The 25,556-nt window shown below is 73.0% G+C and carries 21 protein-coding genes; 8 read left to right on the top strand and 13 right to left on the bottom strand.

Annotated elements, in window-relative coordinates:
- Positions 1–4: 4 nt before the first annotated feature.
- Both ACIBTX_RS13110 and ACIBTX_RS13105 read left to right on the top strand, forming a co-directional pair.
- Positions 5–946 carry a transporter substrate-binding domain-containing protein gene (locus tag ACIBTX_RS13110; protein ID WP_357132841.1) on the top strand — a complete coding sequence of 314 codons (942 nt, stop codon included), beginning with the start codon at positions 5–7 and terminating at the stop codon, positions 944–946.
- Complete coding sequence (locus ACIBTX_RS13105; RefSeq protein WP_357132839.1) at positions 943–2,040, top strand: hypothetical protein; 1,098 nt, start codon at positions 943–945, stop codon at positions 2,038–2,040. Before ACIBTX_RS13110 ends, ACIBTX_RS13105 begins: the two co-directional genes overlap by 4 nt.
- Here ACIBTX_RS13105 and ACIBTX_RS13100 read toward each other — a convergent pair.
- The 9 genes from ACIBTX_RS13100 to ACIBTX_RS13060 form a co-directional block, all read right to left on the bottom strand.
- A complete protein-coding gene (locus ACIBTX_RS13100; RefSeq protein WP_357132837.1) occupies positions 2,034–3,197 on the bottom strand; it encodes an acyl-CoA dehydrogenase in 1,164 nt (387 codons plus the stop codon). The two genes, ACIBTX_RS13105 and ACIBTX_RS13100, sit on opposite strands and share 7 nt — an antisense overlap.
- The gene (locus tag ACIBTX_RS13095; RefSeq protein ID WP_396832485.1) at positions 3,197–5,239 is read right to left on the bottom strand and encodes a biotin carboxylase N-terminal domain-containing protein; all 2,043 of its coding nucleotides are present in this window, start codon (positions 5,237–5,239) and stop codon (positions 3,197–3,199) included. The genes ACIBTX_RS13100 and ACIBTX_RS13095 overlap by 1 nt, the downstream gene beginning before the upstream one ends.
- 12 nt (positions 5,240–5,251) lie before the next feature.
- Positions 5,252–6,853, bottom strand: a complete 1,602-nt coding sequence (locus ACIBTX_RS13090; RefSeq protein ID WP_396832484.1) for an acyl-CoA carboxylase subunit beta — start codon at positions 6,851–6,853, stop codon at positions 5,252–5,254.
- Positions 6,850–8,046, bottom strand: coding sequence for an acyl-CoA dehydrogenase family protein (locus tag ACIBTX_RS13085; RefSeq protein ID WP_396832483.1), 1,197 nt, complete (start codon positions 8,044–8,046; stop codon positions 6,850–6,852). Before ACIBTX_RS13085 ends, ACIBTX_RS13090 begins: the two co-directional genes overlap by 4 nt.
- Positions 8,043–9,647 (bottom strand): acyclic terpene utilization AtuA family protein, encoded by a 1,605-nt coding sequence (locus tag ACIBTX_RS13080; protein ID WP_396832506.1) that lies wholly within the window; start codon positions 9,645–9,647, stop codon positions 8,043–8,045. Before ACIBTX_RS13080 ends, ACIBTX_RS13085 begins: the two co-directional genes overlap by 4 nt.
- Before the next feature lie 56 nt (positions 9,648–9,703).
- Complete coding sequence (locus tag ACIBTX_RS13075) at positions 9,704–10,501, bottom strand: TIGR03084 family metal-binding protein (protein ID WP_357132826.1); 798 nt, start codon at positions 10,499–10,501, stop codon at positions 9,704–9,706.
- Between the two features lie 36 nt (positions 10,502–10,537).
- Positions 10,538–11,143: a TetR/AcrR family transcriptional regulator gene (locus tag ACIBTX_RS13070; protein WP_357132824.1), complete on the bottom strand. Its 606-nt coding sequence runs from the start codon at positions 11,141–11,143 to the stop codon at positions 10,538–10,540.
- 423 nt (positions 11,144–11,566) lie between these two features.
- A complete protein-coding gene (locus ACIBTX_RS13065) occupies positions 11,567–12,310 on the bottom strand; it encodes a metallophosphoesterase family protein (protein WP_357132822.1) in 744 nt (247 codons plus the stop codon).
- Positions 12,311–12,432: 122 nt separating this feature from the next.
- Positions 12,433–13,110 (bottom strand): Crp/Fnr family transcriptional regulator, encoded by a 678-nt coding sequence (locus tag ACIBTX_RS13060; RefSeq protein WP_007466162.1) that lies wholly within the window; start codon positions 13,108–13,110, stop codon positions 12,433–12,435.
- 143 nt (positions 13,111–13,253) lie between these two features.
- Between ACIBTX_RS13060 and ACIBTX_RS13055 the strand changes: the two genes are divergently transcribed.
- The 6 genes from ACIBTX_RS13055 (at position 13,254) to ACIBTX_RS13030 (ending at position 18,565) form a co-directional block, all read left to right on the top strand.
- Positions 13,254–13,916, top strand: coding sequence for an adenosylcobinamide amidohydrolase (locus ACIBTX_RS13055; RefSeq protein ID WP_357132820.1), 663 nt, complete (start codon positions 13,254–13,256; stop codon positions 13,914–13,916).
- Positions 13,917–13,972: 56 nt separating this feature from the next.
- Positions 13,973–15,151, top strand: coding sequence for a CapA family protein (locus ACIBTX_RS13050; RefSeq protein ID WP_363660815.1), 1,179 nt, complete (start codon positions 13,973–13,975; stop codon positions 15,149–15,151).
- 40 nt (positions 15,152–15,191) lie between these two features.
- Entirely contained in the window at positions 15,192–15,980 is a 789-nt protein-coding gene (gene nth, locus ACIBTX_RS13045) for an endonuclease III (protein ID WP_357132816.1), read from the top strand.
- A gap of 5 nt (positions 15,981–15,985) precedes the next feature.
- Positions 15,986–16,633, top strand: a complete 648-nt coding sequence (locus ACIBTX_RS13040; RefSeq protein WP_357392956.1) for a TlpA disulfide reductase family protein — start codon at positions 15,986–15,988, stop codon at positions 16,631–16,633.
- Positions 16,630–17,322, top strand: a complete 693-nt coding sequence (locus tag ACIBTX_RS13035; protein WP_355052513.1) for a CoA pyrophosphatase — start codon at positions 16,630–16,632, stop codon at positions 17,320–17,322. Before ACIBTX_RS13040 ends, ACIBTX_RS13035 begins: the two co-directional genes overlap by 4 nt.
- A 64-nt stretch (positions 17,323–17,386) precedes the next feature.
- Positions 17,387–18,565 carry a MarP family serine protease gene (locus tag ACIBTX_RS13030; protein ID WP_357132813.1) on the top strand — a complete coding sequence of 393 codons (1,179 nt, stop codon included), beginning with the start codon at positions 17,387–17,389 and terminating at the stop codon, positions 18,563–18,565.
- A gap of 13 nt (positions 18,566–18,578) precedes the next feature.
- Here ACIBTX_RS13030 and ACIBTX_RS13025 read toward each other — a convergent pair whose 3' ends face one another.
- From ACIBTX_RS13025 to eccCa, 4 genes are all read right to left on the bottom strand, one after another.
- A complete protein-coding gene (locus ACIBTX_RS13025; RefSeq protein WP_357392923.1) occupies positions 18,579–19,274 on the bottom strand; it encodes a phosphatase PAP2 family protein in 696 nt (231 codons plus the stop codon).
- 37 nt (positions 19,275–19,311) lie between these two features.
- A complete protein-coding gene (locus tag ACIBTX_RS13020) occupies positions 19,312–20,103 on the bottom strand; it encodes a phosphatase PAP2 family protein (RefSeq protein ID WP_357392925.1) in 792 nt (263 codons plus the stop codon).
- Positions 20,104–20,155: 52 nt separating this feature from the next.
- Positions 20,156–21,487, bottom strand: a complete 1,332-nt coding sequence (mycP, locus tag ACIBTX_RS13015) for a type VII secretion-associated serine protease mycosin (protein WP_357392927.1) — start codon at positions 21,485–21,487, stop codon at positions 20,156–20,158.
- 74 nt (positions 21,488–21,561) lie between these two features.
- Positions 21,562–25,545, bottom strand: a complete 3,984-nt coding sequence (eccCa, locus tag ACIBTX_RS13010) for a type VII secretion protein EccCa (protein ID WP_357392929.1) — start codon at positions 25,543–25,545, stop codon at positions 21,562–21,564.
- Positions 25,546–25,556: the final 11 nt, after the last annotated feature.

Raw genomic sequence — 25,556 nt, 5'->3', positions numbered from 1 at the left:
GCCCATGAACGTACGCCCACCCCGGTCCCGGCTCCGCTCGGTCGCGACGACGCTGGCGGTCGCTCTGACCCTCACCCTGGCCGCTGCGGCCGGATGCGACAGCCGCAAGGAGCCGGATCTGCCGTCGGTCCAGCAGAAACTGCGGGAGTCGCACACCTTCGGTCAGTCGACGCTGCGCATCGGCGTCGCCACCAAGGAGCCGCTGATGGGCGACCTGCGTAACGGCCAGCACGTCGGCTTCGACGTCGAGATCGGCAAGTACATCGCGGCCTCGCTGGGCTACCAGGGCGAGCAGCGGCTGGAGTTCGTGTCGGTGGCCACCGAGAACCGCATCCCGGCGCTGCAGGGCGGCACGGTGGATCTTGTGGTGTCCAGCTTCTCGATGACCGAGGAGCGCGAGAAGCTGGTCAGCTTCGCCGGCCCGTACTTCGTCACCACCCAGGAGGTGATGGTGCCGGTCCGGCTCAAGGACAAGATCCGCACCATTGAGGACCTGCGTGACCCGGCCTACAAGGTCTGCACCAGCGGTGGGTCCACCACGGAGGCCGAGCTGGAGAAGCACCAGGTCAGAACGTTCGTGGTGAAGGACGTGGGGGACTGCGTCGACGGTATCCGGCGCGGCCGGTACGACGCGGTCAGCTCCGACGAGACGATCCTCGCCGGCTTCCTGTCCATCTACCCGAGGGAGTTCGAGGTCGTCGACATGCCGTTCGGCACCAGCGAACTGCTGGGCATCGGCGTGCCGATCGGCGACCCCGCGCTGCGTGACCTCGTCGCGTACTTCCTGCAGAAGAGCTACCAGATGGGCCGCAACGGGGAGGCGAGCCCCTGGCAGATCGCGTACAACAGCACCCTCGGGCCGTGGTTGCACGTCGAGAAGCGTCAGCCGCAGCCGCTGAACGTGCCGAAACTGGTGGACTTCGACGACAAGTCGCCCTCGTCGTGAGCACGACGCCGACCGCCACCGACGGCCCGGTTCCACCGCCCCGTGCGGCGGTGCCGGTCGAGCCGACCGCCCAGGTCGAGCCCGGGCGCGTGCCCTGGGACCCGTCGGAACGGCGGGCGCGGGCCAGCCAGTCGTTCTGGACCGCAGTCGTGGGCGTGCCGGCGATCTTCTCGGTGCTCCGGCTCGGCGTGGAGGCGGGCGGCGAGCTACAGACCACCCTGTTGCTGGTCGCCAACGTCGGGACGGTCAACCTGCTCGCGGGTTTCCTCACCACCGCGGCCCGACTGCTCTCCACCGGGCTGGTCGCCGTCTTCGCGCTCGGCGCGGTGCTGGCCGTGAGCGTGGAGCGCCTGCCACCCGGCACCCGACGTCGTCCACTCTTCGCCCGCTGGGCGGACCTCACCCCGGCCTGGTTCGTGCTGGCCAGCTTTCTGCTCGCCCTGCTCACCTGGCCGCTGCTCTACCTGCCGCTGCTGCTGCCCGCGTTCGCGGCCGCGTTCCAGCTCCGGCCGGAGCGGTTGCACGAATGGGTCGTACCCCGGTTCCTGGCGATCATCGCGCTGTTCGCCGGGTACGGGTGGCTGATGGTGCCCACGCTGCGCGCCGCCGGCGCGGAGGGTGACCTGCTGGTGCTGGCGCTGCTGACGGTCCCGCCGGTGCTGGCGCTGTTCATCGCCGGGCCGCTGCCCGGCGTGGTCATCCGTCCGCTGGCGTCGGTGACCGAGGTGGCGGTGCTGGCCATGCTGCTCTGGGCCGCGCTGCCGGTGATCAGCACACCGGTCCTACCGCTCACCGTCACCACGGTGGGCGCCGAGAACGGCCCGACCGAGGACGTACGAGGGCACGTGGTGACCACCGACGACGTCAACATGGTGATCCTGCAGGAGCGGGGTGGGGTCCGGTACGTGCCCGTCGGACTCGTCCGGGCGCAGGTGCTCTGCCCGAGCGAGGAGGAGTTGCCCCGGCACCGGCTGCGCATCCACGACTTCCACGTCGAGGACTCGCTGCTGGAAGGGCTGGGCCGCCGCGTCCGCCCGGTGTACCGCATCGACGCCGCCTGCCGCGCCCCCGGGCCGCCCGCCGCGCCTCAGTAGGACTTCTCCTGACCCAGGACGTGCTGGGCGACGAAGTTGAGGATCATCTCCCGGCTGACCGGGGCTATCCGACCCGCCCGCACCGCGCCCAACAGCGTCGCCACCCCGTACTCGGTGGTCATGCCGGCCCCGCCGAGGGCCTGCACGGCGGTGTCCACGGCGAGCGCGGCGGCCTCGCCGGCCGCGTACTTGGCCATGTTGCCGGCCACCCCGGCCTCCAGGTCACGGCCGGCGTCGTACAGCGTGGCCGCCTTCTGGATCATCAGGCGGGCCAGCTCCACCTGCACGGCCGCGTGCGCCAGCGGATGCGACACCCCCTGGTGCGAGCCGATGCTCCGGCCACCCCAGACCTTGCGGGTGGCGGTGTACTCGCTGGCGCGCTCGATGGCGTACCGGCCGGTGCCGGCACCCATCGCCGCCACCGTGATCCGCTCGGGGTTGAGCCCGCTGAACAGGGCCGGCAACCCGGCGTCGAGGGACTCGCCGACCAGCGCGTCGGCGGGCACCCGCACGTCGTCCAGGTAGAGCAGGAACTGGTTCTCCGGGGACACGATCTCCATGTCCAGCTTGGACCGGGTCAGCCCGGCCGCGTCGGTCGGCACGATGAAGAGCGCGGGCTTGAGCTTCCCGGTGGCGGAGTCCTCCGTCCTCGCGACGACGAGCACGTGACCCGCCTCGTCGACCCCGGAGATGTAGCACTTGCGGCCGTTGAGCACCCAGTCGTCGCCGTCGCGGCGGGCCACCGTGCCGAGGCGGTGGAAGTTGGATCCGGCCTCCGGCTCGGTGATCGCGAAGACGATCTTCGCCGAGCCGTCGGCGAGACCGGGCAGGTGCCGTTTGCGCTGTTCCTCGGTGCCATGTCGGGCGATCACGGTGGCCGCGATGGCGGGGGACACCACCAACAGCAGCAGCGGGCAGCCGGCCGCCGCCAACTCCTCGCAGACGATTGCCAGTTCGGTGATGCCGCCGCCCCCACCGCCGTACTCGGTGGGGATGTTGACCCCCAGGTAGCCGAGCCGGCCCGCCTCGGCCCACAGCTCGGTGGTGTGCTCACCGGCCTTCGCCTTCTCGACGAAGTAGCCGTGCCCGTACCGGCGGCCGAGCGCCCGTACCGCGTCGCGCAACTGGTCCTGTTCGGAAGTGAGGTCGAAGTTCATCAGTGGTCCTTTCCGATAACGGCCAGCACGTCGCCCGTCCGTACCTGACCACCGGCGGACACCGGCAGTTCGGCGACCACGCCGTCGGTCGGGGCGAGCACGGGATGTTCCAGCTTCATCGCTTCGAGGGTGAGCAGAAGGTCGCCGGCCGCGACACGCTGGCCGACCTCGACGTGCACCCGGGTCACCGCGCCGGGCAGTGGCGCGAGCAGCGAACCGGCGGCCAGCTCCGCGGTCGGCAGGGGCAGACGCGGCAGCTCGGCCAGGCTCGCCGCCCCGTCCGGGCCGTCCACGAAGACCTCCGACCCCACCCGGTGTACGCGGTACGACCGCCGCACCCCGTCGACGTCGAGGACCACGCGGTCCGGGTTGGCCTCGACCAGCTCGACCACCTGCCGCTCGGCGCTCCCGTCAGGGGCGCCCGGTTGGCCGGCGGCGCGGCGTCCGTCGGGGTCGTCCGGGTCGGCGTGCTGCGCGACGGACCAATCGACCAGGCCGCCGGTGCGGTCGAGCCGGTAGTGGACCTCGATCTCGCCGTCCGGACCGGTGAAGCGGGTGACCTGTCCGACGGCCGGCACGTTGCGCCAACCGGAGGGGAGGCCGGCGAGCACCGGTGCGGTCGATCGGCGGTGTGCGGCGCCGGCCAACGCGGCGGCGAGCGCGGTGACCGGGAGCTGGTCGGCGGGGAGCAGCGGCGCGAAGACCTCCGGGTGCCGGTCCAGAAAGCCGGTGTCGATCTCGCCGGCCGTGAACTCCGGGCTGCGCAGCACCCGGACCAGCAGATCCCGGTTGGTGGCGACGCCGTGAATCTCGGCCCGCGCCAGCGCGCCCGCGAGCGCGCGGATGGCCTCGGACCGGGTCGGGGCCACGGCGATCACCTTGGCCAGCAGCGAGTCGTAGTGCACGCTTACCACCGAGCCGGCCACCACGCCGGAGTCGAGTCGCAGGCCCGCCCGCTGGATCGAGCCGAACTCGCGGTCCACGCCCGGCACCTGGAAGCGGTGCAGGGTGCCGGTGGCGGGCCGCCAACCCTGCGTCGGCTCCTCGGCGCAGAGCCGCACCTCGATCGCGTGGCCACGGGTGTCGGGATCGTGGTGCTGCGCCGGCAGCGGCTCACCCTCGGCCACCAGCACCTGCATCCGGACCAGGTCCAGCCCGTCCGCAGTGGTCAGTTCGGTGACCGGATGCTCCACCTGGAGTCGGGTGTTCATCTCGAGGAAGTAGACCGCCCCGTCGGGCGTCAGCAGGAACTCGACAGTGCCCGCGCCCACGTAGTCGACAGCTCGTCCGGCGGCCTCGGCGGCCTCGTGCAGACGCTCCCGCACCTCGGCTGACACGAGACCGGGCGCCTCTTCGATGATCTTCTGGTGCCGGCGCTGGATCGAGCACTCCCGGACGCCGAGCACCTGCACGGTCCCGTGGGTGTCGCCGAGGATCTGCACCTCGACGTGCCGGCCGTGCTCGACGTACCGCTCGATGAAGACCGTGCCGTCACCGAACGCCGAAGCCGCCTCGCGCCGCGCGGAGGCGACGGCCTCGGCGAGCTCGGCCGCGTCCCGGACGATCCGCATGCCCCGGCCACCGCCGCCGGCGGACGCCTTCACCAGCACCGGGAAGTCGGTGACCTGGTCGACGTCGGTCCAGCTCGGCAGCATCGGCACGCCCGCCTCGGCGAGCAGCGCCTTCGCCGCCAGCTTGTCACCCATCGCGGCGATGACCTTGGCCGGCGGACCGACCCAGGTCAGACCCGCGTCGGTCACCGCCGCCGCGAACTCGGCGTTCTCGGCGAGGAACCCGTAACCCGGGTGGACGGCGTCCGCGCCGCTGCGCCGCGCCGCGTCCAGGAGGAGATCCACCCGCAGGTACGTCTCGGCCGGCGTGGCGCCCGGCAGCCGGACCGCCTGGTCGGCCTCGGCGACGAAGGGCGCGTCGGCGTCCGCGTCCGAGTGCACGGCGACGGTCTGCACGCCCATCGCCCGGCAGGTGGCGAAGACCCGGCGGGCGATCTCGCCCCGGTTGGCCACGAGCAGTCTGGTGATCATTGGCGACTCCCTCTACATCCGGAAGACGCCGAAGCCGTCGGCGCCCCTGACCGGTCCGTTGTGGATCGCCGATAGACAGAGGCCGAGGACGGTACGCGTGTCCCGAGGGTCGATCACCCCGTCGTCGTAGAGCCGGCCGGAGAGGAACAGCGCGCCCGACTGCGACTCGATCTGCTGCTCGACCATCATCCGCATCGCCGCGTCGGACTCCTCGTCGTAGTCACGTCCACGGGCGGCGGCGGCCTGTCGGGCCACGATCGACAGCACCCCGGCGAGCTGTGCCGGACCCATCACCGCCGACTTGGCGTTCGGCCAGGTGAACAGGAACCTCGGCTCGTACGCCCGACCGCACATGCCGTAGTTGCCGGCCCCGTACGAGGCCCCGAGGTTCACCGTGAGGTGCGGCACCGTCGAGTTGGACACGGCATTGATCATCAGCGCGCCGTGCTTGATGATGCCGCGCTGCTCGTACTCGGTGCCGACCATGTAGCCGGTGGTGTTCTGCAGGAAGATCAACGGGGTGTCGGAGGCGTTGGCGAGCTGGATGAACTGGGCCGCCTTCTGCGCCTCCGCGCTGAACAGCACCCCCCGCGCGTTGGCCAGCACGCCAACCGGATAACCGTGCAGCTCGCCCCAGCCGGTGACCAGCGAGTCCCCGTACGCCGGCTTGAACTCGTCGAAGTCACTGCCGTCCAGGATGCGGGCCAGCACCTCACGCGGGTCGAACGGCACCTTCAGATCGGAGCTGACGATGCCCAGCAGCTCCTCCGGGTCGTACTTCGGCGGCCGGGGCACCGCCGTCCGCGGCGCGGGACCCCGCTTGCGCCAGTTCAGTCGGCGTACGCACTGACGGGCCAGGCGGATGCCGTCGCGCTCGTCCTCGGCCAGGTAGTCGGCCAACCCGGACGTGCCGGCGTGCATCGCCGCGCCGCCCAGCGACTCGTCGTCGGTGACCTCTCCGGTCGCCATCTTCACCAGTGGTGGCCCGGCCAGGTAGACCTGTGACCGGTCCCGAATCATGATCACGTGATCCGACATCCCGGGCACGTACGCGCCACCGGCCGTCGCGTTGCCGAACACCACGCTGACCGTGGGGATGCCCGCCGCCGAGAGGCGGGTCAGGTCACGGAACACCCGACCGCCGGGAATGAAGATCTCCGCCTGCGTGGGCAGGTCCGCCCCGGCCGACTCGACCAGGTTGACCATGGGCAGCCGGTTGGCCAGGGCGATCTCGCCGGCCCGCCGGGTCTTCGCCAGGGACCATGGATTGACCGCGCCGCCGCGTACCGTCGGATCGTTGGCGACGATCAGGCACTCCACGCCCTCGACGACCCCGATGCCGGTGACCACGCTGGCCCCCACCGGGAAGTCCGTGCCGTACGCGGCGACCGGCGACAGTTCGAGGAACGGACTGTCGGCGTCGACCAGCAACTCGATCCGCTCCCGGGGCAGCAGCTTGCCGCGTGCGTGGTGCCGCGACACGTACTTCTCGCCGCCGCCCGCGCGCGCCTGGTCAAGCGCGGCGTCCAACTCGGCCAGCCGCTCCACCAGGGCCGCCCGGTTCGCCGCGTATCCGGGCGCGGCCGGGTCGATCGCGCTGTCCAGAATGGTCACAAGCCCATGCCCTTCGCGATGATCTCGTTCATGATCTCGGTGGTGCCGCCGCCGATGCCGAGGATCCGCGCGTCGCGGTAGTGCCGCTCCACCTCGGCGTCGCGCAGGTAGCCGAAGCCACCGTGCAGTTGCAACGCCTGGTCGACGACGTGGTCGCAGGCGGCCACGGCCACGTTCTTCGCCATCGCCACCTCGGTCACCACGGGCTCGCCCGCAGCCACCCGGGCGGCCACCTCGTGGACGTACGACCGGGCCGCCTCGGCCCGCGTGTGCATCTCGGCCAACCGGTGCCGGACCACCTGCCGGCTGACCAGCGGACGCCCGAAGGTCTGCCGGTCCCGGCACCAGCGCACCGCCAGCTCCACACAGCGTTGCGCGGTCGCGTACGCCTGCGTCGCCAGCGAGAGCCGCTCCGCCGCGAAGTGCTGCATGATCGCCAGGAAGCCGGTGTTCTCCGCGCCGATCCGGTTGGTAACCGGCACCCGTACATCCACGAAGGACAGCTCAGCGGTGTCCGAGCAGTGCCAACCCAACTTCTCCAACCGGCGTCCCACGGTGAACCCGGGCGAATCCTTGTCGATCACGAGCAGGGTCAGGTTGCCGCTTCCCGGGAAGTCCGTGCACACCGCCGTGGTCACGAAGTCGGCCCGGTGACCGCTGGTGATGTAGGTCTTCGACCCGTTCACCACGTAGCGGTCGCCGTCCCGGCGGGCGGTCGTGCGGATGCCGGCCACGTCCGAACCGCCGTCCGGCTCGGTGATGGCCAGGGCGCCGATCATCGTGCCGGCCAGGGTGGGTCGGACGTACCGCTCGATCAGGCCGTCGTCACCCGGGGACGGGACGCCGGTGAGGCGACCGCCAAACGATCCGCCGGTGCGGGCACCGGCGGCGGCGACCATGTGCGGCAGCGCGATGCCGTGCGTGAACAGGGCCGCGACCAGCCCGGACGATCCGCCGGAACGGATCAGCTCCTCGGTCACGATGATCGAGTCGAGCAGGTCGCCGCCGCTGCCACCGACCGACTCGGGAAAGCCGATGCCGAGCAGGCCCAGCTTCGCGGCCGTGGCGTGCAGGGCCCGGGGGACCTCGCCGGCCCGCTCCCAGTCGTCCAGGTGCGGCAGCACCTCCCGGGTGACGAACGCCCGGGTCAACTCACGGAGCTGTCGACGCTCCGGCGTGTCCACGATGCTCATCGGGCGACCTCCGCCGGTAGGTCGACGATTCGCGCGCGGAGCAACTCACCGAGCGCCTTGGCCTGCGGGTCGAACCGGGTGGACGCGGCGACCCCGGCCCCGAGCAGGCCCTCGATCACGAAGTTCACCGCGCGCAGGTTCGGCAGCTCGTAGCGCCGGACGGCCAGCGGCGCCGTCTCCGGCAGCAGCCCGGCCAGCCGCTCGACGGTCAACCAGGCGCGCAGCCACGCGTACCCGGCATCGGAGCGCGCCCAGACGCCGAGGTTGGCGTCCCCGCCCTTGTCGCCCGAGCGCGCGCCGACCAGCTCACCCAGCGCTCCGCGCCGGGTCGGGCCGGTGACCGCCGCGTCGCCAGCCGACGCCGCCTCGTCCGGCGCGATCGGGGCCGTGCGGACCGGCGGGGCGATCGACACCCGTTCGCCGCCGGGCAGGACCGCCACCTGCGCTACCTCGTCCTGCGGCACGGTGTCGGCGGTGAAGACGCCGTACGGGGTCGCGTCGCCCGGCAGGGTGGTCAGCGTGCAACCCGGGTACGAGGCCAGTGCCAGCTCCACGGCGGCGGCCGAGAAGACCCGCCCGGCCCGCGTCCGGTCACTGTCGCGCAGGTGTACGTGCAGCAGGGCGCTGGCCGCCTCGGTGTCGGCGGCGTCGGGGTGGTCGGTGCGGGCGAGGGTGAACTCCAGCCCGGCGCTGCCGACCGCCTCGGCGATCTGCCCCCGTACCAGGGCCGCCTTCGCCTCGATGTCGAGGCCGCACAGGACGAACGTCATCGAGTTCCGGAAGCCGCCGAGGTTGTTGACGCCCACCTTGAGCGTGGGCGGCGGCGGGGTACCCCGTACGCCGGTGACGCGCACCCGGTCCGGTCCGTCGGGGTGCAGGGTCACCGTGTCCAGCCGGGTGACCACGTCCGGCCCCAGGTACGCCGGCCCGCCGACCTCGTACAACAGCTGGGCGGTGACGGTCTCCACGGTGACCGCGCCACCGGTGCCCGGATGCTTGGTGAGCACAGCGGAACCGTCGGGGCGCACCTCGGCGATCGGGAATCCGGGCCGGTGCCCGCCGTCGGGCAGCTCGGTGAAGAAGCTGAAGTTGCCGCCGGTGACCTGTGCGCCGCACTCGAGGAGGTGCCCCGCGACGGTGGCCCCGGCCAGCTCGTCGAGATCGTCGCGACTCCACCCGTACCGCGCGATGGCCGGGCCCACCACCAGCGACGCGTCGGTGACCCGACCCGTCACGACCACGTCGGCCCCGGCGTCGAGGCAGGCGGCGATCCCGAACGCGCCCAGGTACGCGTTCGCGGTGAGCGCGTCGGCCCGTTGGAGGGCGTCGCCCTCGACGTACCCGACCCGCACCGCCAGGCCCAGGCGGCCGGCGAGCGCCTCGATGGCGGCGGCCAGTCCGGCCGGGTTCAACCCGCCCGCGTTGGTCACGACCCGCACCCCCCGGTCGAGGGCCGTGCCGAGGCACGTCTCCGCCTGGCGCAGGAACGTCTTCGCGTAGCCGAGGTCGGGGTCGCGGAGCCGGTCCCGACCGAGGATCAGCATGGTCAACTCGGCCAGGTAGTCGCCGGTCAGCACGTCCAGCTCGCCGCCGTCGAGCATCTCCCGCCAGGCGGTGAACCGGTCACCGTAGAAGCCGGAGGCGTTGCCGATACGGATCACGGGCGTACCCCGTCTCCGCTGGCTGGCGTCCGGCCGTCGCCCGGCGGTCCGGCGAAGGCCTGGGCCACGTCGAGCCATTCGTCGGCGACCGGGCCGGTGGGCCGCAGGGCGAGATCCGCCCGGTGCCGGCGCTGGGTGACCAGGAGACAGAAGTCCCGGGCCGGACCGCTCACCCGGTCGGCGGCGTCCGCCGGCCCCCAGACCCAGGTGTCGCCGCCGGGCGCGGCCAGCTCGACCCGGACCGGCGACGCTGGTACGGCACGGCCGTGGGCGGTGAAGCCGTGCCCGAGGGTACGCACACCGAGGTGCGCCACGTGGCGGAGGCGGTCGGTGGCCGGACGGACGACACCGAGGGCATCGGCCACGTCCTCACCGTGCGCCCACGTCTCCATGATCCGCGCGGTCGCCATCGAGGTGGCCGACATCCGGGTGCCGTACCAGGGCAGTTTGTCGCCGGCCGGGACGGCGGCCAGTGCGTCGACGAGCGCGGCCCGGCCGGCCCGCCAGCGGGCCAGCAGGTCGGCGGGGGGTGCCAGGAACTCGTCGACCCCGGCGTCCACCAGTCGGGTCACGTCCGGCGCTCCGGTCACCGTCGCGTAGAACGCCTCGGCGTCGGTGGCGGCCAGCAGCGCGACGTGGTCGGTCCAGGCCAGGTGGGCGATCTGGTGCGAGATGGTCCAGCCTGCCGCCGGGGTCGGACGGGCCCAGTCGGCCACGGACAGCGGCGCGACCAGCGCGTCCAGGTCGGCGCACTCGTCGGTCAGATCCGTGAGCAGGTCACTGAGGTCGACCATGGTGCCTCCGGTCGGTGCGGGCCCCGATGGCCGGGGTCAGGGCGTGAGCAGGGTGGCGAGCTGACGTTTCCAGGTGACGAGCAGGGCGGTACGACGGGCCGAGTCGTCGCTGAGCAGGTTGGCCACTCCGAGCCCGCGCATCAGGTCGAGGGTGGCCTGCACCGCCTCGCGGACGCCAGGTCGGCGCTCGTCGACCCCGAGCAGCGCGACGGTGAGCCGGTGCATCTCCCGGCCGACCGTCGCCTCCAGCGGCACGAGGGCGTCGCGAAGCTCGCGGTCGGTGCGGGCCGCCACCCACAGTTCGAGCGCGGCGACGAAGAGCGGCCCGGTGAAGGCCACCCCGAGCAGATCGATCACCCGATCCAGTCGCTGCGGGCCGGCCGGCAACGCCTCGGCCTCGGTGCGCAGCTCGTCGGCGCGGCGTTCGGCCAGGTGCGCCACGGCGGCCGTGACCAGCGCGGCCTTCGTGGGGTAGTGATGCAACTGGGCACCCCGCGAGACGCCGGCCCGGGCGGCCACGACGGTGGTCGTGGTGCCGGACCAGCCGTGCTCGATGAGGCAGTCGACAGTGGCCTTCAGCAGGCGGGCCCGGGTGGCGCGACTGCGCTCCTGCTGGGGAACACGTGTCGATGCGGGAGGCATGCGAACAGCCTGTGGCCTGGGAAACAAACAGTCAAGACTGACTTTTTGTGGCGCCAGGCGACGAGCGGTGGCCCGGGGCGGCTCCCACCGGAGGTCTGCGGGCTCTGTCGAGCGGCTCTCACCTGGTGTTCTTGCGGTCTGTCGAGTGGCCCCACCGCTCTCCTTGGGCCCTGTCGGGCGGCTCTCACCTGGTGTTCTCGCGGTCTGTCGGGCGGCCCCACCGCTCTCCTTGGGCCCTGTCGAGCTGCCCCAGGAATGGGGCAGGCGGGTCGCGTCGCCTCCCGAATCGCCTGCCCCAGATTCGGGGCAGCTCGACAGGGCTCAACCACCTACTCCGCGGTCCTGCTCGCCACCGATCACCCGGCCGTGCCGGGGCGAGGGCTGGCTGGTCGAACGTGTAGGCGTCGGGCGGATCCGTGCGGTTCAGCGGCCGTCGCGGGGGCCGAAGACGGCGAGCGCGTCGGCGTCGCTGTGGCGGGAGCGCAGGTACTCGTCGGCCCACGCGGCGGCGTCCGGATAGCCCGACTCCGTCGTCACCCGGGCGCAGGCCGCGTCCACGTCGAAGGCGGTACGGCGGAGCTGGACGCCCGGCCCGAGCAGGGCCCACCACGCGCCCGCGCCCCCGTACGGCATGCCGACGCTGCCCGCGTTGACGACCAGCCGTCGGTCGACCAGCCGGGTGAAGGGCATGTGGGTGTGACCGCAGACGACCGTGGAGACCTCGGCCGGCAGACCGGCGAACACCTCCGCCCAGCGCGCCATCCGGGAGTCGACGAGCACCATCTCCTCGTCGTCGCGGGGAGTCGCGTGGCAGAACAGCGTCGGGCCCAGGCCGTCGATCTCCAGCGTCACGGTCGCGGGCAGCGCGGCCAGCCGGGCTACCTGATCGTCCCGAAGCTGGCCGGCGGCCCAGTTCGACACCTCTATCGGGGCGGGGCTTCCCGCACGCGCCTCGACCAGCTCACGTTCGCAGTTGCCGCCCACCCAGCAGGCCCGGTCACCGAGCCCGGCGAGCACGTCCAGCACCTCGACCGGCTGCGGACCGGCCGCGATGTCGCCGGTCAGCACGATGAGGTCGGCGGCGGCGACGTCCGGCTCGGCCAGCACCGCCTCCAGCGCGGGCAGCACACCATGGATGTCGGAGAGCACGGCGACCCGGTTCAGCATGGCCCCACACTTCACCCCGCCAGCCGTCCCGACCCAGCGATTCTGCGCCGGGCAGACAAACGGGCAGACAGATACGTCCCCGCCTTGCCGTCGGGGACGGAGGGCGGGGACGTACCGATGTCTCAGACGCGGGCGCGGCGGGCCAGACGCTCCGGGTCCAGGATGATGATGCTCTTGCCGTCCAGCCGCAGCCAGCCGCGCGAGGCGAAGTCGGCAAGCGCCTTGTTGACCGTCTCCCGGGAGGCGCCGACGAGCTGGGCGATCTCCTCCTGGGTGAGGTCGTGGGTCACGCGCAGGACGCCGCCGTCGCGGGTGCCGAAGCGGCCGGCCATCTGGAGCAGGTTCTTCGCCACCCGGCCCGGCACGTCCGTGAAGATCAGGTCGGCGAGCGAGTCGTTGGTCCGGCGCAGCCGCCGGGCGAGCACCCGGAGCAGCTGCTCGGCGATCTCCGGGCGGTTGTTGAGCCACGGCCGCAGCGCCTGCTTGCGCAGCCGTACCAGCCGGGTGTCGGTCACCGCGGTGGCGGTCGCCGTACGCGGACCCGGGTCGAAGAGCGACAGCTCGCCGACCATGTCCGACGGGCCCATCACCGCGATCAGGTTCTGCCGGCCGTCCGCCGCCCGGCGGCCGACCTTGATCTTCCCGGACAGCAGGATGTAGAGGCTGTCACCGGGCTCGCCCTCATTGAAGACGATCTCGCCCTTGCGGACCTCGATCGTCTCCATCTCCTTGGCGAGCGCCTCGGCAGCTTCCGGGTCGACACCCTGGAAGATCCCGCTGCGGGCCAGTACCTCGTCCATTGCGCACCTCCGGTTGCGCGTGCCGTCCGTCGGCCGGGGCCGCCGTCCGCTGATCCCCTCGCGCGCCGCCAAGTCTAGGCGCACGTGAGCACGAATCAGAGGTCGCCCCTGGAAACTTGATCGGTGGGCGTAACCTGCCCGACGTGCTGAGGGACCCGATTCTGACCAGCCGCGTCGAGGGCGGGCGAAACGTACCGCTGCTCGTCTGGCGGGCCGACGGGCCCCTGCGGGCGGTCAGCAGCGGCCCGCTGGGTGGTGGCGTCGGCATCCGGCGGTGGGTGCTGAACGCGACCGTGCCCATGTCGTACGACCGGGAAGACCCCGCCGCGCACCTGGCCGCACTCGCCGCGGACCTGGCCCTGGACGGGCCCGGGGTGGGTCTGCTGACCGGCGTCGACGTGACCGAGGTGGTGACCCGGACGGACACCGGGGTGCGGGCGTGGGCGACCGTCGGGCTCGGCACACCGGTGCCCGCCGCCGCGCCGGCCACGGGAGCGCTCAGCCAGCGGGTGGGCACGGTCAACATCGTGGTGTACGTGCCGGCCCGGCTCGCCGACTCGGCGCTGGTCAACGCCGTCGCCACCGCCACCGAGGCGAAGACCCAGGCGATCGGGGAGCTGGGACTGCCCGGGACGGGTACCCCCACCGACGCGGTCACCGTGCTCTGCCCGGTGGACGGGCCGGAGGCCGCGTACGGGGGGCCACGTTCGATGTGGGGCGCCCCGTTGGCCCGAGCCGTCCACGCCGCCGTGCGCGCGGGCGGCGAACGGCCGGTCGTGCCCTGGTCAGACCGGCTGACCGGCTGAACTTCCGACCGATCGGCCCTCGTCGGCGCGTTCCGAGGTCGGTAGGGTCGCGGGCGATGTACGCTACTGCCCCTTTCGCGTCCCGCCCGTTTCGCCGCGTCACCGCCGGCCTCGCGGCGCTGCTGGCCGCCCTGCTCGTCGCCGGCTGCGCCGACAGCGGGGACGCCCCGGTGTGGCAGCCCGGCGCCGGTGGCGGTGGCACGGGCGCGCCGCTGAACACGGCCGGCCCGAAGGCCAGCGGCGGCGCGACGGCCGCCAACGGGGGCGGCGTCATCTCGCTCTCCGCGACCGGCGACATCATCATGGGCAACGCGCCCGGTCGGCTGCCCGCCGCCGGTGGCAAGGGATTCTTCGACTCGGTCACCGGGGCGCTCAAGGCCGACCTGGTCATGGGCAACCTGGAGGAGCCGCTGACGGTGGACACCGGTGCCGGCAAGTGCGGGGCCAACTCCACCCGCTGCTTCCAGTTCCGTGCGCCGCCCGAGTACGCGGCGCACCTGCGTGACGCCGGGTTCCGGGTGCTCAACCAGGCCAACAACCACGGTTACGACTACGGGCCGAAGGGCTACCAGAACACGCAGCAGGCGCTGGAGAAGTACGACCTGGAGCACACCGGCGCGCCGGACGAGATCACCGTGGTCGACGTCAAGGGCGTCAAGGTCGCCGTGGCCGGCTTCTCCTCGTACGTCTGGTCCAACAGCCTGGTCGACATCGCCAAGGCCAAGACGGTGGTCGCGAAGGCGGCCACCCTCGCCGATCTGGTCGTGGTGCAGGTGCACATGGGTGGCGAGGGAGCGGACAAGACCCGGGTCAAGCCGGGCACCGAGCTGTTCCTGGGCGAGAACCGGGGCGATCCGGTCAAATTCTCCCACGCCATGATCGACGCGGGCGCGGACCTGATCGTCGGGCACGGGCCGCACGTGCTGCGGGGCATGGAGTTCTACCAGGGGCGGCTGATCGCGTACAGCCTGGGCAACTTCGCCGGCGGCGGCAACTCGCTGAGCAACGCCGGCCGGCTGGGCTGGGGCGGTGTGCTGAAGGTGTCGCTCAAACCCGACGGGAGCTGGAGCGGCGGCTCGTTCACCTCCACGTACATGAACTCGGCCGGCAAGCCGACGATGGACCCGGACGACCGGGGCCTGGGGCTCGTCACCGAGCTGAGCCGAACCGACTTCCCCAGGAGCGGGGCCCGGCTCGACGGGCAGGGCAGGATCACCGCGCCGACCGGCGGTTGACCCGGGAGGAACGTCCGGGGCGCGACGTAGGCTGACCGTCGTGACCAGTAGCCCTCCCGGCGCCAGCGAGACCGACCTCGGGCGCACCCGCCGCGCCCGCAAGATCGGCCGGGTGCTGACCGAGACGCACCCCGACGCGCACTGCGAGCTGGACCACTCCAACGCGCTGGAGCTGTCCGTCGCCACCATCCTGTCCGCCCAGTGCACCGACAAGAAGGTCAACGAGGTCACCCCGAAGCTCTTCGCCCGCTACCCGGACGCCGCCGCGTACGCCGGCGCCGACCGGGGCGAGATGGAGGAGCTGATCCGGCCCACCGGGTTCTACCGCAACAAGACGGACTCGCTGCTCAAACTCGGGCAGGCCCTCGTCGACAGGTACGACGGCCAGGTTCCCGGCCGGCTCGCCGACCTGGTGACGCTCCCCGGGATCGGCCGCAAGACCGCCAACGTCATCCTCGGCAACGCCTTCGACGTGCCCGGTATCACCGTCGACACGCACTTCCAGCGGCTGGTGCATCGGTGGCGACTGACCACCGAGACCGACCCGGTCAAGATCGAGCACGCGATCGGCGCGCTGTACCCCAAGCGCGACTGGACGATGCTGTCGCACCGGATCATCTTCCACGGGCGGCGGGTCTGCCACGCCCGCAAACCGGCCTGCGGGGCGTGCACGCTCGCGAAGCTCTGCCCCTCGTACGGCACCGGCCCGACCGAGCCGGCCGCCGCCGCCAAGCTGCTCAAGGGCCCCCGGGCGCGTGACCTGGCCGTGGCGGCCGGGGTCGACCCGGATCTGGTGCCGCCGCAGGCGGTCGCCGCGGAGGTGCCGTGAACCGCCTGCTCACGGGCGCGGCCACCCGGCGGCTCGCGCTGCTCGCCGTGCCGCTCGCGCTGTTCGTCGGCGGTTGCACCGCCAGCCCGGCCGACGACCCCGCACCCAAGTCGGCCGCCGCCGCCGCCGAACGACCGTCGCCCTTCCGGGACTGCGGCACGTTGAATGCGGCACCGACACCCAGCCCCGGGGCTGTCTCCACCCCGCCGGCCGCGACCACTGCGGCTGCGGACGGGCAGGAGTTGCCGGCGCTGACCCTGGCCTGCTTCACCGGCGGCGCGCCGGTCGCGCTGCGGGACGTGGCCGGGCCAGCCGTGATCAACGTGTGGGCCTCCTGGTGCGGGCCGTGCCGCAAGGAACTGCCGGCCTTCCAGCGGCTCAGCGAGCGGACCGCCGGTCGGCTCCAGGTCGTCGGGGTCAACACCCGCGACAGCCGGAGCGGCGCCCAGTCCATCGGCGAGGACTTCGGCGTACGGTTTCCGATCCTCGTCGACCAGGGTGACGCGCTGCAACGGGAACTGAGGCGCAACGCCTTCCCGCTGACCCTCTTCGTCGACGCGGGGGGTCGGATCCGGCACATCGACGCCACCGGAGCCCTCGACGACGCCTCGCTCACCACGCTGGTACGCCAGCACCTGGGCGTGGCGGCGTGACCCGTCGACCGCCCGGCTGGATCGACCCGCTGCTGAGTCGACTGGGCACGGCCCGCGTCGAGGACTTCACCCGCCTCACCACCCCCGCCGAGGGTGGCCGGGAGAGCGCCGTGCTGGTGCTGCTCGGTGAGCAGCCCGACACCGGACCGGACGTGCTGATCCTGCAACGGGCCGCGACCCTGCGTAACCATGCCGGCCAGCCAGCCTTTCCCGGCGGGGCGGCCGACCCGGAGGACGCGGACGCCCGCGCCACCGCGCTTCGCGAGGCCAACGAGGAGGTCGGGCTCGACCCGGCCAGCGTGACCGTGCTGGCCGAGCTGCCGAAGCTGTGGATTCCGGTCAGCGACTTCGTGGTCACCCCGGTGCTGGCCTGGTGGCACGACCCGCATCCGGTGCACCCCCGGGAGCCCGCCGAGGTGGCCCACGTGGCACGACTGCCGATCCGCGAACTGGTCGACCCGGCCAACCGGCTGCGGGTCCGCCATCCCAGCGGCTGGGTGGGGCCGGCGTTCTCGTCGCGCGGCATGCTCGTCTGGGGCTTCACCGCCGGGGTGTTGGCGGCCCTGCTCGAAATGGGCGGCTGGGCCCGCCCGTGGTCGCCCGGCCGGCTCGTCGACCTGCCGCCCACGGGCGCCACTCCCGCGCCGTCGGCCGGCACCGACGAGGTCGACGAGACCGCCCTGCGCTGACCACCCGGTCACCTTCCGCAAGCGATGGTCATCAGGTGGGCGCGGTGCCCGTACGCTGGACCCCGTGTCCGTCGTGGATCTCGTCCTGCTGCTGCTCATGCTCGTGTTCGCGATCAGCGGATACCGTCAGGGTTTTGTCATCGGCATCACCTCGCTGTCCGGCTTCTTCCTGGGTCTCCTGCTCGGCCTGCAACTCGGGCCGCTGTTCGCCCGGCAGTTCGTCGACGCCGGCACCCGGGTGCTGATCTCACTGGTGGCGATCTTCGGATTGGCGGTGATCGGGCAGGCGCTCGCCGGCTGGCTCGGCTCGCACCTGCGCAAGACGATCACCAGCGACGTGGGTCGGCGCATCGACGACGTCGGTGGGGCCTTCGTCTCGCTGTTCGCGGTGCTCCTGCTGGCCTGGCTGGTCGCTGTACCGCTCGGATCGTCGTCGGTGCCCTGGCTCGCCGCCTCGGTACGCAACAGCGCGCTGATCAGCGTGGTGAACGGGATCCTGCCGGAGGAGGCACACCGGCTCTCGACCGCGTTGGAGGACACCGTCGACACCGACGGTTTCCCGGACGTCTTCGGTGGCCTCGCGCCCACCCGGGCCCGGCAGGTCGAGCCGCCCGACCCGGCGCTCGCGGGCTCCCAGGTGGTGGTCAACGGTCAGCGTTCGGTGGTCAAGGTGCTCGGCTCCGCGCCGAGCTGCTCGCGTCGGATCGAGGGCTCCGGCTTCGTGTACGCCGACGACCGGGTCATGACCAACGCGCACGTGGTCGCCGGCACCCGTTCGGTGGCCGTGGAGCTGGGCGGCGAGCGGTACGACGGCCAGGTGGTGGTGTACGACCCCAACCGGGACCTGGCCGTGCTGTTGGTGCCGGGGCTTCCCGGCCCGTCGCTGCGGTTCGCCGCCGGCAACGCGGGCAGCGGCTCGGACGCCATCGTGCTCGGCTTCCCGCTCGACGGGCCGTACAACGCGCAGTCCGCCCGGGTCCGTGACGTCGACCGGATCAAGGGCCCGGACATCTACTCCTCCGGGGACGTCACCCGGGAGATCTACACGATTCGGGCCCTGGTGCGCAGCGGCAACTCGGGCGGCCCGCTGCTGTCGGCCAACGGCCTGGTGCTCGGTGTCATCTTCGCGGCGGCGGCCGACGACCCCAACACCGGTTTCGCAGTGACCGCCGCCGAGGCCCGCCCGGTGGCGTTGGCCGGTGCCGAGCGCAACCGGGCCGTCGCCACCGGCGAGTGCACCTGAGCGCCGTACCGGATCAGGTGCGGGCCGGCTCGGCGAGCGGCAGCTTCGCGCGTCCCCAGCGCAGTCCCCGGTCCAGGATCGCCCGCGCCATGATCGCGACGCAGGCGCCGCCGTTGAGGAAGGACGCCGTCACGTCGCTCGGGTGGTGCATCCCCCGGTACATGCGGGTCAGCGCCACGCCCACCGGCACCATCAGCAGCAGCGTCCACCAGGCGACCTTCGCGCCGGTGCTGCGCGCCCGCAGGGCCATCAGCACCGCGATGCCGACGTAGAGGGCGACCGCTGCCGAGGTGTGCCCGGAGGGGAAGCTCGACGTGGGCGGTGAGGTGTCCATGTGCTCCACCGCGGGCCGCTGCCGGTCGATCACCATCGTGGTCAGCAGGAACACCAGCGCCTGGGCGGTCACGGCCGCGCACAGGAACAGCGGCTCCCGCCAGCGCTTCAGCCAGAGCCGCAGCGCCAGCGCCACCAGCACGGTGACCACGACGATCATCTGAGTGCTGGCGAGGGTGCTGAACACCAGCGAGACGTCGTTCCAGCCGCCGGTGCGGTCACCGGCGAACTCCCGGTTGACCGCGTCCTCGACGGTGAACGGCCAGGTTCGGTTCAAGACACGGGTGACCAGCACCCCGAGCAGCACCATGACGCCGAACAGGAGGGACACCGGCAGCAGCACCCGCCGGACGATCTGGACCACGGTGTCGGACATGAGCCGGCCAATACCCGGTCGGCGTCCTCGTCACGCCTCAGGTCGCGTCGGGCTGCCGCTCGACCTCCGGCGCGACGCCGTCACGGGTCGGCCGCACCGGCCGGAGGCCCGTGTGCGCCCGCCAACTGGTGAACGCTGCGGTGGTCGCCGCGACCACCGCCACGCCGAGCAGCCAACCGCCGAGCACGTCGCTGGCGAAGTGCACGCCGAGCACCACCCTGCTCAGCCCGGTCACCAGCGTGACCAGCAACGCGGCGACCCAGAGCGCGACCTGCGCGGCCCCGCGCCGGACGTACGGCAGGAACACCAGCAGCAGCACTCCGGCGGCCAGGGTGGCGTTCAGCGCGTGCCCGGAGGGGAACGAGTAGCCGGCGGCCCGCGCCACCGGGTCGAGCAGTTCGGGCCGGTCCCGGCCGACGAGCAGCTTGAGCAGCGGGCCCATCAGTCCGCCGACGACCATGGTGGTGGTCGCCCAGAGGGCCAACCGGCGGGCCTGTCGGCGCACCAGCCAGATCACCACCAGCAGTACGACGACCCGCAGCGGCATCGGCGCGAACACCTCGCTCCACACCCGCATCAGCACGACCCAGGCCGGATGGTCCACCGCGTGCTCGTGCAGCGCGTCGGTGACCGTCGAGTCCAGCCGGTGCAGCGGCGCCCACGCTCCGAGCACCAGCAGCGCGAGCAGGGCGAACGGCACCAGCACCAGGAACGCCGCCGTCGCCGCCAGGGTCAGCCGCAGCCCCAGCGAGTGGTCCGGGTCGAGGCGACGCCGCCCCCAGGACGGGCGTCGGTCGGTGGCGAGGGTACGGGTGGCGGGCGTACTCATGCGGTCGGTTCTACCCCACCCGCCGGGCAATCAGGCCTGCCCGGTGCGTCGTTCAGCGAGCGCGCTGGCGGAACCGGCGCACCATCAGCGCCGCGCCGGTGACCAGAGCGGCGAAGAGCACGGCGCCGGTCCACAGTCGCTCCGGCGCGGATTCGGCCGGCACGCCCGCCGGTCGTGCCGTCCACCCCGTCTGCTGCCGGGGAGCGGTGAAACCGAGCGGGGCGCTGCCGGCGCCGCTCACCGGGTCGTCGTCGCCCGAACCGGGCGCCGGCCCGAAGCCGACCACGCCGGGCGAGGTCTGATCGTCCAGCGGGTTGGCGGCGACGGGCGGAACATCCGCGGTCAGCGCGGCCACCGGGTCGACCACCCCGTACCCGAACCGGTCGTCCCGGCCGGTCGGGCCGATGTCCCGGGCGGTGACCACGAGCCGGTTGACCACCTGGCCGGCGGGCATGTCCGGGTAGCGGGACCGGACCAGCGCGGCGGTGGCGGCCACCAACGGCGCGGCGAAGCTGGTGCCCTGCACCCGCCAGTACCCGTCGGTCGGACGGGCGCCGACCAGGCCGGTGGCCGGAGCGGTGAGCACCGTCGCCCGACCGGTGATCGACCCGGACCACAGGTTGTCGCTGTTGCGCTCCAACCCGGCGACCGCGATGACGCCCGGCTCGCGAGACGGATACCAGGGCTTGGAGTCGGTCGACGTGGCCAGGTTGCCGGTGCAGGCCACCACCACCACGTCGCGGACGAACGCGTAGTCCAGGGCCGCGGCCAGGGCCGGGCTGTCGCCACTGCCGCCCAGCGACAAGTTGATCACCCGGGCGCCGTGGTCGACCGCCCACCGGACGCCCTTGGCGACGATCAGCGCGTCGTCGTACTTGTTGCGTTCGTCCAGCACGCGTACCGGCAGGATCCGGGCATCCGGTGCCAGGCCGACCACGCCCCGCTTGTCGTCGTTGCGCCCGGCGATCAGACCGGCGACCGTGGTGCCGTGGCCCACCGGATCGGGACCCGCTCCGCCGGCCGGTCCGACCAGGTCGAGCCCGGGCAGCACCTGACCGGCCAGGTCGGGATGGTTCGCGTCCACGCCGGAGTCGACCACGGCGACGGTCACGCCCCGACCGGTCGAGGTGCGCCAGGCCGTGTCGGCCCGCAGCTCGTCGAGCTGCCACTGCTCGTCACGAACCTGGTCGGTGCGCGAGACGCTGTCACCGGGGGCGAACGCGGCCGACGCGCCGGCGAGCTGCCCGCCGCTGCTCGGCGCGGCGACGGGTGCGGCGCTCGGAACCGCGACAGCGGCCAGCGCCGCCATGCCGAGCAGCGCCCGGCCGGCCCGCCGGGCCACCGCCGGAGCGCTGTGCCGAACCCCAGTCACATCCACTGCCATTCATCCCGACGGAACCATGACGATCGGAGATTACCGGTTTCCCCACGCGTCACGGGGGGAACCGCGGAGACAGGTCACGGTGGCGGCAAATGTGCGAGCTGAACGAGGCGTACGCCCTCTCGCCGGGTGACCAACCGACCACGGCCCGCTGGCAGCGGCCCGGGTCGTACCGGCCCGACGAGCGCGCCCTCCTCCGGGCTGCCCGCCATCACCAGTCCGGCGGTGGAGAGTTCCCGCAGCCGCTGCACGATCGGCTCGTACTGGGCCCGACCCGCGCCGCCGGAACGGCGGGCCAGCACCAGGTGCAGGCCGACGTCGCGGGCGTGCGGCAGATGCTCCTCCAGCGCCCGCAACGGGTTCGCCGGCCCGGTCGCCACCAGGTCGTAGTCGTCGACCAGCACGAACAGTTCCGGCCCCGACCACCACGAGCGATCGCGCAACTGCTGCGGCGTGACCTCCGGCCCCGGCGCCCGCCGCTGCAGGTAACCGGCGGCCGACTCGACCAGGTCCGCGGTGTGCGCGGCCGCGGTGCCGTAGCCGATGAGGTGCGGTGTCTCGATCGCGCCGAGCAGGCTGCGCCGGTAGTCCACCAGGATGACCCGGGCCTCCTCCGGCGTGAACCGGGTGGTGATCGACGTGGCGAGCGCCCGCAGGAACGACGACTTGCCGCACTCGGCGTCCCCGAAGACCACGAAGTGCGGCTCGGCCGCGAAGTCGAGGTGCACCGGCCGGAGGTCGGCCTCGGCGACACCGATCGGCAGCCGCAGCCCGGTGGTGGCGGTGAGATCCAGATCGGCGTACGGCAGCACCGGCGGGAGGAGTCGGACCGGAGGCGCCACCGGCCCGGGCCAGCTGTCGGTGATCCGCTCGACCAGCTCGGCGGTGCCCCCACTCGGCCCCGCCAGTCGCGGGAGCGCGGTCAGGAAGTGCAGGCTCTGGGCCGTCACCCCCCGGCCGGGACGCTCCGGCACGTTCGCCGCGGCCCGCCGGGCGACCAGGGAGTCGGCCGGGTCGCCGAGGCGTAACTCCAGCCGGGAGCCGAACAGGTCCCGGATCGCCGGGCGGAAGTCCAGCCAGCGCAGGGCCGTGGCGACCACGTGCAGCCCGTACGACAGACCACGGGTCGCCAGGTCGGTGACCAGCGGTTCCAGGTCGTCGTACTCGCCGCGCAGCGTGCTCCATCCGTCCACCACCAGGAAGACGTCGCCGTACGGGTCGGCATCCGGCTGATCGGTCGTCGCCGTCGCGGCCCGACGTCGCCGGTACGTGGCCATCGACTCCACGCCCAACTCGGCGAAGCGGCGCTCCCGGTCGGCCAGGAGTGTGGTCAGCTCGCCGACGGTGCGTCGTACGGCGGTCGGGTCGGCGCGACCGGTCACCCCGCCCACGTGCGGCAGGTCGCGTAGCGCCGCGAGGCCGCCACCGCCGAAGTCGAGGCAGTAGACCTGCGCCTCGGCCGGGGTGTGGGTGAGCGCCAACGCGCAGATCAGCGTCCGCAGCGCCGTGGACTTGCCGCTCTGCGGAGCGCCGACCACCGCCACGTGCCCGGCCGCACCGTCCAGGGCCAGCCAGAGCAGGTCCCGGCGCTGCTCCAACGGCCGGTCCACGACGGCCACCGGCACGCCCAGCGCTCCGTGCAGCTCGGGGTTTGCCACGGTGAGCCCGCGGGCCGGGTCCACCTCGACCGTGCCGACCAACTCGTCCAGGGGCGGCGGATCACCGAGCGGCGCGAGCCACACCTGGTGCGCGGGCGGGCCCTGCCCGACGAGCCGGTCGACCAGCAGGTCGAGCAGGGTTTCCCGGCCGGGCTCGTCCTCGGCCACCATGGGCAGGGCCGGTGTCGTCGGCGCGGGCAGCGGTACGGCGTGGGTGGTGAACGTGAGCAGGCGGGCTTCGTCGTCGGCCGGGACGCCGGCCGTGGCGGCCCGGCGGCGCACGGCGCCCGAGACGTACGCGGCCTTGAACCGGGCCAACGGATCGGTGCCGGCGCGCAGGTAGCCGTGGCCCGGCGAGCGGGGCAGCTCGTGGGCGTCCGGCACGCCGAGCACCGTGCGGGACTCCAGCGCGGAGAAGGTGCGCAACCCGATCCGGTACGACAGGTGCGTGTCCAACCCGCGCAACCGGCCCTCCTCCAGGCGCTGGCTGGCGAGCAGCAGGTGCACGCCGAGCGACCGACCCAGCCGACCGATCTGCACGAACAGGTCGATGAAGTCGGGCTTGGCGGAGAGCAGTTCGGAGAACTCGTCGCAGATCAGCAGCAGCGACGGCAGTGGGGCGAGCGGGCTGCCGGCGGCTCGCGCCCGCTCGTAGTCGCGCACGCTGGCGAAGTTGCCGGCCCGGCGCAGCAGCTCCTGCCGGCGGACCAGCTCGCCGTTGATCGCGTCGACCATCCGGTCCACCAGGGGCAACGCGTCGGCCAGGTTGGTGATCACGGCGGCGGTGTGCGGCAGCCGGTCGAACGGCGCGAAGGTCGCCCCGCCCTTGAAGTCGACCAGGACGAAGTTGAGCTGCTCGGAGCTGTGCGTCGCGGCCAGCCCCAGCACGAGGGTGCGGAGCAGCTCGGACTTGCCCGACCCGGTGGCCCCGATGAGTAGACCGTGCGGGCCCATCCCGTCCTGGGCGGACTCCTTGAGGTCCAGTTCGATGGCGCCACCGTCGACGCCCACCCCGATCGGCACCCGCAGCCGGTCCCGGGGCGCGCGCGGCGTCCAACCCTGCTCGGCGGTGAAGCTCTCCGGGTCGCCGAGGCCGAGCAGCTCCGGAAGGCCCAACTCGATCTCCAGTGGGGCGTCCGGGCCGCGGGCCGTGCCGGCCAGCCGCAGTGGCGCGAGCCGTCGGGCGACGGCCTCGGCGTCGGCGAGGTCGAGGTGGTCGGCGCTGCCCACCTCGGCGTGCCCCTCGACCGACCACGAGTGCAGCCGCCGGCCGCGCAGCTCGAGCAGCAGCGCGTACCGGTCGAGCAGGCGCGGCGGTGGCGTCTCCAGGTCGAGCACGGTGACCGCGTCGATGCCACCGTCGCCGGTCAGGTCGGTGGCGCCGGTCAGGTCACCGCCGTCGAGGACCACCACCACGTGCGGGCCGTCGGTGGCCGGACCGGCCGGGCTGAACCGGGAGCGGCTGGCCACCACGTCGGCGAGCAGCCGCTCCAGTTCCGCGCCCGACGAGGTCACCAGCCGGGCGGGTCCGAGCGCGTCCGTGCGTCCGGGGTGGTGCGCGTGTGGAAGCCACTTCACCCACTCCCAGGCGGCACGGCGTTCGGGGCCGGCGCAGACCGCGATCAGCAGCTCGTCGGGCGCGTGGAAGACGGCCAGCTGGATCAGCACGGCCCGGGTCAGGGCCTGCGCCGCCGGGTCGCCGGTGGGCGTGGGTGGCCCGCCGGTGGTCGGGCCGCTGCCGGCGGCGCTGCGCACGTGCACCCGGGCGAAGCTGCGCAGGGACAGCGCCACCGGCAGCTCCGGCACCACCGAGTACGCGTCCAGGAAGCGGCGCAGCGCGCCGGCCGTCATCGGCTCCAGCTCCTCGAGCGGCCGGGTGACCGGCGGCACCAGCGGGGTGGCCAGCGTCTGCGGCCCGACGGCGACGCGAACCACGGCGAAGTCCGGGTCGCCGGGGCGGCGTTCCCAGACCCGGCGGCTGTCCACGGTCGACCACAGTCGGCCCGGGTCGGGGTGGCGGTAGTACAGACCCGCGCGCTGCTGTCCGGCGGTCTGCCGGACCCGACGGCGCAGCGTCGCCAGGTGGCGCAGGTACTCGCGGCGAGCCGCCATCATCTCGGACTTCTTCGGGGTGCCCGAGGCGCTGCCCCAGGTGGTCACCAGCATCGCGAGCGAGGAGAGCCCGAACATGCCGCCCACGACGTACGAGTACGCGCCGCCGCCCCGCCCGAACATCATCGCCATCGCCACCGTGCCGCCGAGCATGGGCAGCACCATCAGTGCCTGCTGCCACCGGCCGCCGGCCACCGCCGGGATCTCCGGCGGCGCGTCGACGGGCAGCTCGCCGACGGGGATCTCCGGCGCTGGCCGACGCGGTGGGCGCTTGATGACGACGGTGGACACTCGGCCTCCTG

This window comes from Micromonospora sp. NPDC049359 (assembly GCF_044466585.1).
In the GTDB taxonomy this organism is placed as follows: Bacteria; Actinomycetota; Actinomycetes; order Mycobacteriales; family Micromonosporaceae; genus Micromonospora.
This window is presented reverse-complemented; position numbering and strand designations above follow the sequence as displayed.